The sequence below is a fragment of the Streptomyces viridosporus genome, from assembly GCF_002078235.1.
Lineage (GTDB): Bacteria > Actinomycetota > Actinomycetes > Streptomycetales > Streptomycetaceae > Streptomyces > Streptomyces viridosporus.
On record NZ_MSGP01000338.1, the window covers coordinates 241 to 13,770 of the forward strand.

The following is a 13,530-nucleotide window of genomic DNA, read 5'->3' on the forward strand; positions in this document are numbered from 1 at the left end:
CCGCCCGGGCGGGGACCACCTCGAACAGCGTCCGCTTGCCGCGACTGCCGAGGAACGCCTTGGCCACACCGAGCTCGGACGTGCACGAGGACACGCCCCACCAGGTCACGGTCCGGCCGAGCGGGTACTGCGCACGCAGGTCCAGCGACACCCCGCGCCACAGCGGATCGGTCCGCACGGGCAGCCGCGACACCGCCGAGAACAGCAGCCGCAGGTACGGCAGGTAGGGGACGAGCCGGGTCCGGTCCGGGGAGCGCAGCACGGCGTTGATCTCCCGGTAGAACGCGGACTCGCAGGTGTAGAGGTGGAGGGCGGCGACCGCGTCGGCGGACAGGCCGCCGGACGTCTCGTCCGCCCGCCGCTTGCCGAACTCGAACGACCGGTCGACGTGCCGGTCCAGCCCGCGCAGCAGTGCCGCGACCGGGGCGACGGCCTCGCGGAAGTCCATGAGCGGGGTGCCGAAGACACCCGTGATCGCGGGAAGGACGAGCCCTTCGTCCCGGACGCCGGACAGCCGGTCGAGGTAGAGCTGGTGCAGCTCCATGGTGGACGCGATGAACGTGCCCATGCGGTCGGCGACGTCACCGGCCCCGCCGGCCCCCGCCGCGGAATCGTTCCAGCCGGTGCTCGGCAACCAGTCGATCTCGTCGGTGCCCAGTGACGCGAGGGCCTCGTTCACCGTCCCGAAGGGGTCGCCGTCGCAGAAGACGTCGCCCTGCGCCGCGGGGTTGACGTGGTCGATGTGCCGCACCTCGACCCCGGGGTACTTCTTCTGGAGCCGGAGGACGACCTGTTTCAGGCTGCGCGCGTGCGCCCCCCACCACGCGAAGACGACCCCGCGGTCCTCCTCGTCGGCGTCCTGCTTGGCCCTGAGGATCTCCTCGACGATCCGCTCGGCGACCGGCCGCCAGAACCGGGTGTGCCGGTCGGTGCCGATCGCCCCGTCGCCGCTGGCCGTCAGCGCCGCGTTCAGCAGCAGCACGCCCTGGGTGAGCATCGCCTGGAACCACTCCGGGGGCTGGACGGTGTCCTGCTCCCTCAGCAGCGCGCGGACGTCGGCTATCGGGGTCTTCTTGGGGATGCCGTACTTCCACATCGCCGCCGCCTTGATGATGCAGCGGATGCTGACGACCCTGCCGAACTGGCTGTCCTTCCAGTCGTGGAAGGTGTTGTCGAACATGGCGATGCCGGTGGCGCTCTCCGGCCGCGGGTACGGGTTCTGACCGAAGACGACGACCTTCCACCGGTGCGGCGCGTGGGGCTTGAGCGCCTGGAAGGTCAGTTCGCGGACGGGGACGACCTCCGGGCCGCGGCCCGGACCGATGAACGCGGCCGCGTCCGGCTGCGCCTCGATGACCGGCCGCAGCAGCGGGAGCCACGGTTCACCGCCGCCCTCGAACAGCTCCGTGAGGCCCAGCGGGTCGTTCGGGTCGGGTGCGGCAGAGGTGTGGGCGTCGCTCATGGCGGAGGGCTCCGGAGGGTCGAACTGCGCTGCTGGCAGCACTGGCTGACGAAGTGCCCACGACGCTAGACCGGCCCACTGACATTCCCCGTCCGGTCCGCGGGGCGCCGACCGGCGCGGGGGGCACTGTCAGAGGGGCGCGGTAGCGTCCCGGCCAGTTGAGTGATCGTTCCCGATCGGAGGGGGCCATGACCGTGGACCGTGCGCAGTCGCCGCTCAGGGTGGTGCTGACCGACATCGACAGTGCGGTGGTGGAGGCGTGGCGGGCGGCCTTCGCGGACACCCCCGGGGTTGAGATCCGCCGGGGGTCGATCCTTGACGAGGACGTCGACGCCTGGGTCAGTCCCACCAACTCCCGGGGCCGGATGGACGGCGGGGTCGACGCGGTCATCAAGCGGTACCTCGGCGCGGGCATCCAGCTGAAGGTGCAGCGGGCGATCCGCGACCGGTTCGGGGGAGAGCTGCCGGTGGGCAGCGCGGTGTGCGTCCCGTCCGGGGCGGTCAGGCCGCGGTTCCTGATCTCGACGCCGACGATGCGGACGTCGTCGCAGAACGTCAGCGAGACCCTGAACGTGGCCCTGGCCTGCGCCGCCGCGTTCCAGGCGATCCACCAGCAGAACAAGCGGGAGCCGGGCGCCATCCGCTCGGTGGCGCTGGTCGGCATGGGCGCCCGGACCGGCCGGGTGCCGGCGCGGGTGTGCGCCAACCTGATGTGGACGGGCCACACCCTCTTCCAGGACCACTCCTTCGAGGACTACGACGACCTGCGCGGCACGATCCTCGCGCAGCTCGACGACCTTGAGAGCGCGCCCGTGGAGAAGCGGGTCCGCATCACGCCGCCCCGGCGCGGCGCCTCGCGCCGCTGACGGGGCTCCCGGTTCCCTCCCCGCCGCCGGGAGGGAACCGGGGACGGTCCTAGGCCGGGAAGCGGCGGTCCACCCACCTCCACAGGAACTCCAGGACGGCCGCCGCCACCACCGCGACGCCGACCGCGATCCACGGCATCGTCATGCCGACCAGCTTCAGCGCGAAGAACTCCTGGAGCCACGGCACGACCAGCACCACCAGGAACGCCGCCCCCATCGCCGCCACCAGCCCGACGCGCCACCAGGTGTAGGGCCGGGCGATGATCGCCAGCACCCAGAGCGAGATCAGGAACAGCGTCAGCGTCGCCGCGCTCGTCTCGGCCTCCAGCGCGCCCCCGCCGCTGTAGTGGTGCCGGGCGAGGAGATACGTCGTGAAGGTCGCCAGCGCGGCCAGCACCCCGCCCGGGATCGCGTACCGCATGACCCGGCGCACGAAGTGCGGTCGTGCCCGCTCCTTGTTGGGGGCGAGGGCCAGGAAGAACGCCGGGACGCCGATGGTGAGCGTGGACAGCAGGGTCAGGTGGCGCGGCAGGAACGGGTACTCCACCTGCCAGCACACCACCAGCACCGCCAGCAGCACCGAGTAGACGGTCTTCACCAGGAACAGCGTCGCGACCCGGGTGATGTTGCCGATCACCCGCCGTCCCTCCGCCACCACCGACGGCAGCGTGGCGAAGCTGTTGTTCAGCAGCACGATCTGCGCCACCGCCCGGGTGGCCTCCGAGCCGGAGCCCATCGCGACCCCGATGTCGGCGTCCTTCAGCGCCAGCACGTCGTTCACCCCGTCACCGGTCATCGCGACCGTGTGGCCGTGCGACTGGAGCGCGCCCACCATGGTCCGCTTCTGCTGCGGGGTGACCCGCCCGAACACCGTCCCCTCGTCCAGCGCCCCGGCCATGCCGCCCGGGTCGGCGGGCAGCCGGCGCGCGTCCACCGCCGCCCCCTCCAGCCCGAGCTTGGCGGCGACCGCCCCGACCGACACCGCGTTGTCGCCGGAGATGACCTTGGCGCGGACGTTCTGCTCGGCGAAGTAGCGCAGGGTGTCGGCCGCGTCCGGCCGCAGCCGCTGCTCCAGCACCACCAGCGCGGCCGGCCGGACGCCCCGGGCGACCTCGGGGTCGTCCAGCTCGCGTTCGGCGCGGGCCAGCAGCAGCACCCGCAGTCCCTGCTCGTTCAGCCGGACGGTCTCGTCCAGCGCCGGGTCGTCGTCGGCCAGGAGCACGTCGGGCGCCCCGAGCAGCCAGGTGCCGCTCTGCCCGTCGCCCTCGGTGAGGGTGGCGCCGCTGTACTTGCGGGCCGAGGAGAAGGGCAGGGACTCGGTGCAGCGCCAGTCCCCGGGGGCGGGGCAGGCGTCGACGACCGCCTGGAGGGAGGCGTTCGGCCGCGGGTCGGACGCGCCGAGCGCACCGAGCACCGTGCGGACGTAGGTCCCGTCGCCGTCGCCGAGCACCCGCAGCTCGGTGACGTCCATGCCGCCCTCGGTGAGGGTGCCGGTCTTGTCCAGGCAGACCGTGTCGACGCGGGCCAGCCCCTCGATGGCGGGCAGCTCCTGCACCAGGCACTGTTTGCGCCCCAGCCGGATCACGCCGATCGCGAAGGCGACCGAGGTGAGCAGCACCAGCCCTTCGGGGACCATCGGCACGATGCCGCCGACCGTGCGGGCGACGGAGCCCTTCAGCTCGTTCTCCTTGACGACCAGCTGGCTGATGACCAGCCCGATCGCGGTCGGGACCATCATCCACGTCACGTACTTGAGGATCGTGGAGATGCCGGAGCGCAGTTCGGAGTGGACCAGCGTGAAACGGGACGCCTCCTCGGCGAGCTGGGCGGCGTACGCCTCGCGCCCCACCTTGGTCGCCTGGAACGAGCCGCCGCCCGCGACCACGAAGCTGCCGGACAGGAGCGGGTCCCCCGGCTGCTTCACCACGGGATCGGCCTCGCCGGTGAGCAGCGACTCGTCGATCTCCATCCCGTCCGCCTCGACGCACAGCCCGTCGACGACGACCTTGTCGCCCGGTCCGATCTCGATCAGGTCGTCCAGCACGATCTCGGAGGTGCCGATCTCCGCGGCCACCCCGTCCCGCCGCACCGTGGGCCGCACCTCGCCGATCAGCGCGAGGGAGTCGAGGGTCTTCTTCGCCCGCCACTCCTGGATGATGCCGATGCCGGTGTTGGCGAGGATCACGAAGCCGAACAGGCTGTCCTGGATGGGCGCGACCACCAGCATGATCACCCAGAGCACGCCGATGATCGCGTTGAACCGGGTGAAGACGTTCGCGCGGACGATCTCGACCAGGGACCGGCTGCTGCGCACCGGCACGTCGTTGACCTGCCCGCGCGCCACCCGTTCGGCGACCTCCGCCGAGGTCAGCCCGGTCGCCGGTGAGGTGAGCGTGGCCGGGCGCACGGCATCGATCCGGGCGCCCGCGTCGAGATGCGTCATGCCTCCGACGGTACGTGCGGTTCCACCGGATCACCCGCACCTGCGCGGAAGATCCGACCTGGGGAGGACGGCCGTGGTGCCCCGGTCGTACGTGGTCGCATCCCCTCGGCGGCCGTCCCCGGGAGTTCGTGTCCGGGCGGCCCGTGTCCGGGTGGTTCGTACCGGGTGGCTCGTACCCGGGCGGTTGGCGTCCGGGCGGTTGGCGTCCGGGCGGTCGGTGTCCGGACGCCTCGTCCCCGGCGGGTCCGCCTCCAGACGGGTCCGCCCCCCGGCGGTGCGCCGCTCGGCGGTGCGCGTCAGTCGGCCGTCGGCGCGGGGGCGTGGCCGGCCGGCCGCCCGTCCCGTTCGGCCTGCGCGCGCTTGAGCGCGGCGTCCCGCTTGCGGACGTACCAGATGCCGATGAATCCGAGCCCGCCGCCGGCCAGGCACGTCCACAGCCACCAGGTGTGGCCGTGGTCGTCGAACCAGCCGTAGAACGGGAGCTGCACCAGGAAGAGGACGAACCAGACGATCGTGCCGCCGACGATGGTGGCGACCACGGGGCCCTCCAGGGGCTCCGGCGCCTCGTGCTTGGGGGATCCCGAAAAAAGCCCGGCCATACGGACAGCTTACGAGGGGTGGCGCAAGTGAGGTGCATCGCATGGGGCACACGAATCTACGCGCGGAGATAGCGCAACGGTCGTCATATGTTCATACTGAAACCGTTTGTTTCTGACCGCTTTCATTCGTAGGAAACGCCAGAGGGCTTCGGGGAAAGCCCGCCGGTGATGAGGTCTCGCATGTCCACGTCGGCCCCCGCCAAGGCCCCCACTCCCGAGCAGCCGGGATCCGGGTCCGCGCTCGGCGCCCTCGACCGCTACTTCAAGATCTCCGAGCGCGGCAGCACGCTGGCCCGCGAGATCCGCGGCGGTTTCGCCACCTTCTTCGCGATGGCCTACATCATCGTGCTGAACCCGATCATCCTGGGCAGCGCGAAGGACATGTACGGCAACCAGCTCGACAACGGTCAGCTGGTCACCGCGACCGCCCTGACGGCGGCGTTCACCACGCTGCTCATGGGTGTCATCGGCAACGTCCCGATCGCCCTGGCCGCGGGCCTGGGGGTGAACTCGGTCGTCGCCCTCCAGCTCGCGCCGCGCATGTCGTGGCCGGACGCCATGGGCATGGTGGTGCTGGCCGGCTTCGTGGTCATGCTCCTGGTCGCCACCGGTCTGCGCGAGCGCGTGATGAACGCCGTCCCGTACGGCCTGCGCAAGGCCATCGCCATCGGTATCGGCCTGTTCATCATGCTGATCGGCCTGGTCGACTCCGGTTTCGTCACCCGGATGCCGGACGTCGCCCAGACCACCGTCCCGATCCAGCTCGGCGTGGGCGGTCACCTCACCGGCTGGCCGGTCCTGGTCTTCATCCTCGGCGCGCTGCTCACGCTGGCGCTGATCGTGCGCAAGGTGCCCGGCGCGATCCTCATCTCGATCGTCACCATGACGGTCGTCGCGATGATCATCGACGCCGTGGCGGAGATCCCCTCCTGGGGCCTGACGACCCCGAAGTGGCCCGGCAACCCGCTCTCCACCCCCGACTTCGGCCTGATCGGCGAGGCGAGCCTGTTCGGCGGCTTCGCCAAGGTCGGTGTGCTGACCGGCGTCCTGTTCGTCTTCACCGTGCTGCTGTCGTGCTTCTTCGACGCGATGGGCACGATCATGGGCGTCTCGGACGAGGCGAAGCTGACCGACGGCGAGGGCCAGATGCCCGGCGTCAACAAGGTCCTGTTCATCGACGGCGTCGCGGTCGCGGCGGGCGGTGCCAGCTCCGCCTCGGCCACCACCGCCTTCGTGGAGTCCACGGCCGGCGTCGGCGAGGGCGCGCGCACCGGCTTCGCCAACGTCGTCACCGGCGCGCTGTTCGCGGTGGCGCTGTTCCTCACGCCCGTCGCCACGATGGTCCCGTCCCAGGCGGCCACCCCGGCGCTGCTCGCGGTGGGCTTCCTGATCCTGGCGGGCTCGATCAAGGAGATCGACTGGGCGGACTACACGATCGCCGTCCCGGCCTTCGTGACGATGGTGATGATGCCGTTCACCTACTCGATCACCAACGGCATCGGCATGGGCTTCATCACCTTCGTGGTGCTGCGCCTGGCGGCCGGGCGCGGCCGGGAGGTCCCGGCGGCGATGTACGCGGTGTCGGCGGTCTTCGCCTTCTACTACCTGATGCCGGCGCTGGGCCTGACCTGAGCCGACCCGGCGTCACCCGACAGCCGCCCCGGCGTCCCCGCCCCGACCCGGCCCGACCCGCTCGGTGCCGGGTCGAGCCGGTTCAGGTGACGCCGTAGAACTTCTCCGTCTCCTCGACGGCGGCCTGGAACCGCTGGTCGAAGTCATCGCGCATGAGCGTCCGGACGACATAGTCCTGGACGCTCATGCCGCGTTTGGCGGCATGGTGGCGGAGCCGCTCCAGCAGCTCGTGGTCCATGCGCAGGCTGAGCACCTCGGTCCCCATGACCATGAGCGTTGCCGCATTCTTCGGTGCGATGGGACACATTCCGCGGATTGATCACTCGTACGGGTGATCCCGCCTGGGTAATCCCGCCCGAGTGGCCCCGTCCGGGTGATCCCGGGAGAGTGGCCGGACTCACGGACGCGCGGCCCGTTCCGAGTGCTCTTTAGCGAGAGTAATGAGTTACGCTAACGAACATGCCGGACTTCAGCCAGGGCGACGACGCGGTCGCCGTGAACGCCCTTCGATCCGCCGTGATGCGGCTGTCCCGGCGGCTCAAGCACCAGCGCGTCGACGAGTCGCTCAGCCCCACCGAGATGTCGGTGCTCGGCACCCTGGCCCGCTGCGGTCGGGCCACCCCGGGTGAGCTCGCCCGCAAGGAGCACGTCCAGCCGCCCTCGATGACCCGCATCGTGGCCCTGCTGGAGTCCAAGGGGCTGGTCAGGCTGGAGCCGCACCCCGACGACCGACGCCAGAAGGTCGTGACGCAGACCGAGCAGGCCGAGGCCATGCTCGAGGAGAGCCGTCGCAAGCGGAACGTGTTCCTGGCCTCGCTGGCCGAGGGACTCGACGAGGACGAGTGGGCGAAGCTCCGCGCCGCCGCCCCCGTACTGGAGAAGCTCGCGCACGTCTAGGAAAGCGAAAGCAGCAACAACAGCCAGGAGGCGAAACCCTTTGAGTACGGGATCCGGAGCAGCTTCCGCCCCCGCACCTAATCCCCACGACACCCCGACCGCTCCCGACACCCCCCGTCGCACGTCCTCGATGTTCTCCTCGCTGAGCGTCAGGAACTACCGCCTGTTCTTCCTCGGCCAGGTGGTCTCCAACATCGGCACCTGGATGCAGCGCATCGCCCAGGACTGGCTGGTGCTCAGCCTCACCGGCTCCGCCGCCGCCGTCGGCATCACCACCGCCCTGCAGTTCCTGCCGATGCTGCTGTTCGGCCTGTACGGCGGCGTCCTCGTCGACCGTCTGCGCAAGCGGCCCACGCTGCTCGTCACCCAGACCGCGATGGCGCTCACCTCCCTGGCGCTCGCCGCCCTCACCCTGACCGACCGGGTCGAGGTCTGGCACATCTACGTCGCCGCCTTCGCCCTCGGTCTCGCGACCGTCGTCGACAACCCGGCCCGCCAGTCCTTCGTCTCCGAGCTGGTCGGCCCCGGCCACCTGCAGAACGCGGTCAGCCTGAACTCCGCGAACTTCCAGTCCGCCCGCCTGGTCGGCCCCGCCGTCGCGGGTCTGCTGATCACCGGCGTCGGCACGGGCTGGGCGTTCCTGCTCAACGGCCTGTCCTTCGTCGCGCCGCTCACCGGCCTGCTGCTGATGCGGGCCCGGGAACTGCACACCGTCGAGCGCGCCCCGCGCGGCAAGGGCCAGCTTCGGGAGGGCCTGCGCTACGTCGCCGGGCGTCCCGACCTGATCTGGCCGATCGTCCTGATCGGCTTCATCGGCACCTTCGCCTTCAACTTCCCCGTCTACCTCTCGGCCTTCGCCGACGACGTCTTCCACGGGGGCGCGGGCGCCTACAGCATGTTCAACACCCTGATGGCGGTCGGCTCCCTGATCGGCGCGCTGCTCGCCGCCCGGCGCGGCACGGCGCGGCTGCGGCTGCTCGTCCTGGCCGCGCTGGCCTTCGGCGCACTGGAGATCGTGGCCGCCGGGGCACCGACCCTGTGGATGTTCGCCCTGCTCATGGTGCCCATCGGCCTGTTCGCCATGACGGTCAACGTCACCACCAACACCAGCATCCAGATGTCCACCGACCCGGCCGTGCGGGGCCGTGTGATGGCCCTGTACATGATGGTCTTCCTCGGCGGCGCGCCCGTCGGCGCCCCCATCGTCGGCTGGGTCACCGACACCTACGGCGCCCGGGTCGGCCTGGCGGTGGGCGGCGCGATCGCGATGGCCGCCGCGGCCGTGATCGGCCTGATCCTGGCCAGGGTCGGCGGGCTCCGCCTCTCGGTCGGCTGGCGCAACGGCCACCCGCAGGTGCGGTTCGTGCCCCGGGAGCGGCAGAAGGCGCTGGCCCCGGCGGTATAGCGGGCGCCGGGCGGTTCAACCGCGGCCCAGTCCCGGTTCAGTCGCGGGGGAACCCGTCGGTCTCGAGCACGAGGCCGACGGGTGTCCCGGTCAGGTCGATCTCCTCGCCGAAGCCGAAGCCGACGTCGCCGTGGTACGTGCCGTCCTTCGGCAGGGTGTGCAGGTGCCACTCGCCGGCGTACGGGTCCACGATCAGGTACACCGGGACGTCGGCGGCGGCGTAGGCGTCCTTCTTCGGGCCGTAGTCGTTGCCGGCGGTCCTCCTGGAGATCACCTCGGCGATGAACTCGACGTCCTCGCAGCGCCACAGGCCCTTGTCGTTCCGGGTGGCGCTCTCGGACAACAGCGTCACGTCGGAGGCGAAGCCGTTGAGGTGCCCCGGGTAGTCGATGCGGACGTCGGACTTGATGCGCTTGCGCGGGTACTTCACGCGCAGTTGATCGTAGATGTCCGCGATGATCTCCCAGGGGGTGTCCCGCTGCGGCGTCATGAAGATGTTCCCCCCGACGACCTCGGCCTTGTAACCCTCGGGGACGGGCATCTTCTCCAGCCACTCGAACATCATGTCGAGCGTGAGTCCGTCGGTGCTCTCGGCCATCTCGATCCTGTCTGCAAGGACGGTCATCGTGGCGCTCCTCCCGGCCGCGCCCCGGACGAGTACGGCCGCGCAGTACAACGATACGCACGGTGACCAGGACACGCGGGAGCGTACGCACGCTCCCCGGTCAGACTGGACGTATGAGACTCTTCGCCGCCGTGCTGCCGCCCGAGGACGTCCTCCGCGAACTCGCCGCCGAGGTCGCCCGGCTGAAGGAACTGCCCGGTGCGGACGGCCTGCGCTGGACCGGCCGCCCCGGCTGGCACCTCACGCTCGCCTTCTACGGCGAGGTCGACGACGCGCTCGTGCCCGAGCTGACCGCCCGCCTGGAGCGGGCCGCCTCCCACACCGAGCCGTTCGGGCTGGCGTTGTGCGGAGGCGGTCAGTTCGGACACGGCCGGGCCCTGTGGACCGGCGCGGACGGCGACCTGCGCACCCTGCGCCTGCTGGCCGACCGCGCCGAGGCGGCGGCGCGCAGGGCGGGCGTGCCGATGGGGGAGCACCGGCGCTACAAGGCCCACCTGACGCTGGCCCGCAGCCGGGACGGCGTCGACACGCGGCCGTACCTGGACGTCCTGCACGGGTTCCGCGGCCGTACCTGGACCGTGGGCGAGCTGGCGCTGGTGCGCAGCAACCTGCCGAGGTCGGGTGTGCCGGGCGAGCAGCCCCGCTACGAGGCGGTCGCGCGCGGACCGCTCGGGGCGGCCGGTTAGGCTCGGGGGCGTGGACCCGAAGACCCGTAACCGGATCATGGCCGGTGTGCTCGTGCTGATGTTCGCGGTGGTGGCGCTGGCGGCGGCGCTCGGCAGGTAGCGCCGCCGCCGGCCCCCTCACCGTGCCCGGCTCACCAGGCGAAGGCCTCCGGCGACGGCCCCGGACCCGGGAAGATCTCGTCCAGCGAGGTCAGCAGCTCCTCGCTCAGCTCCAGCTCGACCGCCCGCAGCGCGCTGTGAAGCTGCTGCGCGGTGCGCGGGCCGACGATCGGGCCGGTCACCCCGGGCCGGGTGAGCAGCCAGGCCAGGGCCGCCTCGCCGGGTTCGACGCCGTGCTTGTCGAGCAGGTCCTCGTACGCCTGGATCTGTGCGCGGCCGGCGGGGTCGGCGAGCGTGTCGGCGGCCCGTCCGGAGGCACGGCGCCCGCCCTGGACCTCCTTCTTGATCACCCCGCCCAGCAGCCCGCCGTGCAGCGGCGACCACGGGATGACCCCGAGGCCGTACTCCTGCGCGGCCGGGATGACCTCCATCTCGGCGCGGCGCTCGGCGAGGTTGTAGAGGCACTGCTCGCTGACCAGCCCGATGGTGCCGCCGCGCCGGGCCGCGATCTCGTTGGCCTGGGCGATCTTGTAGCCGGGGAAGTTGCTGGACCCGACGTAGAGGATCTTGCCCTGCTGCACGAGCACGTCGATGGCCTGCCAGATCTCCTCGAAGGGAGTGTTCCGGTCGACGTGGTGGAACTGGTAGAGGTCGATGTAGTCGGTCCTGAGGCGCTTCAGGCTGGCCTCCACCGCCCGCCGGATGTTGACCGCGGAGAGCTTGTCGTGGTTGGGCCACGGCTCGCCGTCCAGGCCCATGTTCCCGTACACCTTGGTGGCGAGCACGACCTTGTCCCGGCGGTCGCCGCCCTTCGCGAACCAGTTTCCGATGATCGTTTCCGTACGGCCCTTGTTCTCACCCCACCCGTAGACGTTGGCGGTGTCGAAGAAGTTGATGCCGGCGTCCAGCGCCGCGTCCATGATGGTGTGGCTGTCGGCCTCGTCGGTCTGCGGACCGAAGTTCATCGTCCCGAGGACGAGTCGGCTGACCTTGAGTCCTGTGCGTCCGAGCTGCGTGTACTTCATGTCTGTCAAGACAACGACGTGGAGTGCGCTCCAGGCAAGGGGGCGATGATCAGTCGCGGGGGAAGCCGTCCGTCGTGGGGGCGAGGCCGGAACGACGTAGGGGTGAGGCCGGAACGATCCGCACGGTGAGCAGGGCACGGGGCGGGGCGCGTGTGCCGGCCCCCGGCGACTACGCCGCCTCGTACGGCCCGCCCAGGTCCCACCCCTGCCACAGCGCCTCCGCGAAGGCCGCCGCGATCTTGTGTTCGCCGCTCGCGTTGGGGTGGGTGCCGTCGTAGGTGTCGGTGTGGATGTCGTACGAGGGGGAGGGGGTGGCCAGCAGGAGGGAGGAGGACGGTTCGTCCAGGTCCACGACCGTCTTGGCCAGCAGGTCGTTGAAGCGGGTGACCTGCGCGGCGAACGTCGGTTCCGCCTCCGCCCGGATGTTGGGGATCACCGGCAGCAGGACCGCCCGCACGCGCGGATCGGCCGCCCTCGCCTCGGCGACGAAGGCCCGGACGTTGTCCGCGGTCTGCTCCGCGTTGGTGTAGAAGCCCAGGTCGATCAGGCCCAGCGACACCAGCAGCACGTCCGCCCGGTGCGTGCGGACCGCCTCGCCGATGAGCGGGACCATGTGGTGCCAGCCCTCGCCCCAGCCGGCCAGGTGGGCGCGGGGGAAGTCGGGGTCGGCGTAGGCGTACGAGGTCGGGGCGTCCGCCGCCGGGTCGTGCAGCGTCTCGCGCGGGCCGACGAACGTGAACGGGCCGCCGTACGCCGTGCACAGGTGGCGCCACAGCCGGTAGCGCCAGGTGTGTTCACCCGCGCTCCCGATCGTCATCGAGTCACCGACGGGCATGAACCTGAGCACCCGATCATCATGGACGATCGGCCCGGCCGCCGCGATGTGAGACCGGACACCCGCCGTGAAGTGCCCCGGAGGATGGCAGTCTTGGGGCATGCGCCGACCCTTCGCCCTCCTCGCCGCGGCCCTTCTCGTGGGCGTGTTCGCCGTACCCGCCTCGGCGGCCGGCGGCGACGCCGGCAACGACGGGTTCACGATCGAGGACCCGCGCATCACCGAGTCCAGCGGGCTCGCCGCCTCCCGTCTCCACCCCGGCGTCTACTGGACCCACAACGACAGCGACGACGGCCCCTACCTCTACGCCGTCGACGGCGCGACCGGCGAGACCGTGGCCCGTCTCACCCTCACCGGCATCGGCACGCCCCGGGACGTCGAGGCCGTCTCCGTCGGGCCCGGGAACAGGATCTTCGTCGGGGACATCGGGGACAACCTCGGGGGCACCTGGCCGTACGTGTGGATCTACGAGCTGCCCGAGCCGAAGGAGCTCCGGGACCAGACCGTGCGGGCCACGCAGTACGTCGTGACGTACTCCGACGGGGCGCGGGACGCCGAGTCCCTCGTGGTGCACCCGAAGACCGGGCGGGTCTACATCATCGACAAGAAGGAGGAGGGCGGGCACCTGTACGAGGGGCCCGCCGAGCTCTCCGCCTCGGGGAGCAACGTCTTCCGGCCGATCGCCCCCGTCGAGCTGTGGGCGACCGACGCCGCGTTCTCCCCGGACGGGCGGCACCTCGCCGTGCGCGGGTACTTCGGCGGGATCCACTACGCCTGGAACGGGGGGAAGCTTCAGCGGAAGGGACGGCTGAGCGTGCCGCTGCAGCGGCAGGGGGAGTCCGTCAGCTACTCCGCCGACGGATCCCGCCTCCTGTACGGGAGCGAGGGCGACCGGAGCGCCGTCGAGTCCCGGGAGGCGCCCGGCGGGGACGGCGGGAAGGCGTCCTCGTCCGGTG

The 13,530-nt window shown here is 71.2% G+C and carries 13 protein-coding genes; 6 read left to right on the top strand and 7 right to left on the bottom strand.

Annotated features, from left to right (window positions below):
* Nucleotides 1-1,462, bottom strand: a 1,462-nt coding sequence (locus tag B7L92_RS23510) for a uracil-DNA glycosylase family protein (RefSeq protein WP_081239439.1), incomplete at its 3' end; no start/stop codon positions are given.
* 188 nt (nucleotides 1,463-1,650) lie between these two features.
* Here B7L92_RS23510 and B7L92_RS23515 point away from each other — a divergent pair.
* The gene (locus tag B7L92_RS23515) at nucleotides 1,651-2,328 is read left to right on the top strand and encodes a macro domain-containing protein (protein ID WP_081239428.1); all 678 of its coding nucleotides are present in this window, start codon (nucleotides 1,651-1,653) and stop codon (nucleotides 2,326-2,328) included.
* 49 nt (nucleotides 2,329-2,377) lie between these two features.
* Here the strand turns inward: B7L92_RS23515 and B7L92_RS23520 are convergent, their stop codons facing one another.
* On the bottom strand, nucleotides 2,378-4,771 hold the full coding sequence (locus B7L92_RS23520) for an HAD-IC family P-type ATPase (RefSeq protein WP_081239429.1): 2,394 nt from the start codon (nucleotides 4,769-4,771) through the stop codon (nucleotides 2,378-2,380).
* A 296-nt stretch (nucleotides 4,772-5,067) separates the two neighbouring features.
* Nucleotides 5,068-5,370, bottom strand: coding sequence for a DUF2530 domain-containing protein (locus B7L92_RS23525; protein ID WP_081239430.1), 303 nt, complete (start codon nucleotides 5,368-5,370; stop codon nucleotides 5,068-5,070).
* Between the two features lie 180 nt (nucleotides 5,371-5,550).
* On the opposite strand from B7L92_RS23525, the gene B7L92_RS23530 reads away from it, so the two are divergent.
* The gene (locus tag B7L92_RS23530; protein WP_081239431.1) at nucleotides 5,551-7,002 is read left to right on the top strand and encodes an NCS2 family permease; all 1,452 of its coding nucleotides are present in this window, start codon (nucleotides 5,551-5,553) and stop codon (nucleotides 7,000-7,002) included.
* 82 nt (nucleotides 7,003-7,084) lie between these two features.
* On the opposite strand, the gene B7L92_RS23535 is transcribed toward B7L92_RS23530, so the two are convergent.
* Entirely contained in the window at nucleotides 7,085-7,267 is a 183-nt protein-coding gene (locus B7L92_RS23535; protein WP_004986644.1) for a ribbon-helix-helix protein, CopG family, read from the bottom strand.
* Nucleotides 7,268-7,461: 194 nt separating this feature from the next.
* Between B7L92_RS23535 and B7L92_RS23540 the strand changes: the two genes are divergently transcribed.
* Together B7L92_RS23540 and B7L92_RS23545 are read left to right on the top strand one after the other, a co-directional pair.
* Entirely contained in the window at nucleotides 7,462-7,899 is a 438-nt protein-coding gene (locus B7L92_RS23540) for a MarR family winged helix-turn-helix transcriptional regulator (RefSeq protein ID WP_081239432.1), read from the top strand.
* Between the two features lie 40 nt (nucleotides 7,900-7,939).
* On the top strand, nucleotides 7,940-9,304 hold the full coding sequence (locus B7L92_RS23545; protein ID WP_081239433.1) for an MFS transporter: 1,365 nt from the start codon (nucleotides 7,940-7,942) through the stop codon (nucleotides 9,302-9,304).
* Between the two features lie 37 nt (nucleotides 9,305-9,341).
* Here B7L92_RS23545 and B7L92_RS23550 read toward each other — a convergent pair whose 3' ends face one another.
* A complete protein-coding gene (locus B7L92_RS23550; RefSeq protein ID WP_081239434.1) occupies nucleotides 9,342-9,929 on the bottom strand; it encodes a Uma2 family endonuclease in 588 nt (195 codons plus the stop codon).
* Nucleotides 9,930-10,042: 113 nt separating this feature from the next.
* On the opposite strand from B7L92_RS23550, the gene thpR reads away from it, so the two are divergent.
* Entirely contained in the window at nucleotides 10,043-10,615 is a 573-nt protein-coding gene (gene thpR, locus B7L92_RS23555) for an RNA 2',3'-cyclic phosphodiesterase (protein WP_081239435.1), read from the top strand.
* Nucleotides 10,616-10,746: 131 nt separating this feature from the next.
* On the opposite strand, the gene B7L92_RS23560 is transcribed toward thpR, so the two are convergent.
* Nucleotides 10,747-11,739: an aldo/keto reductase gene (locus B7L92_RS23560; RefSeq protein WP_081239436.1), complete on the bottom strand. Its 993-nt coding sequence runs from the start codon at nucleotides 11,737-11,739 to the stop codon at nucleotides 10,747-10,749.
* 169 nt (nucleotides 11,740-11,908) lie between these two features.
* Nucleotides 11,909-12,586, bottom strand: coding sequence for a GDSL-type esterase/lipase family protein (locus B7L92_RS23565; RefSeq protein WP_081239437.1), 678 nt, complete (start codon nucleotides 12,584-12,586; stop codon nucleotides 11,909-11,911).
* An 88-nt stretch (nucleotides 12,587-12,674) separates the two neighbouring features.
* Here B7L92_RS23565 and B7L92_RS23570 point away from each other — a divergent pair.
* Nucleotides 12,675-13,530 (top strand): TolB-like translocation protein (locus tag B7L92_RS23570; protein WP_081239438.1); only part of this gene is annotated, 856 nt, incomplete at its 3' end.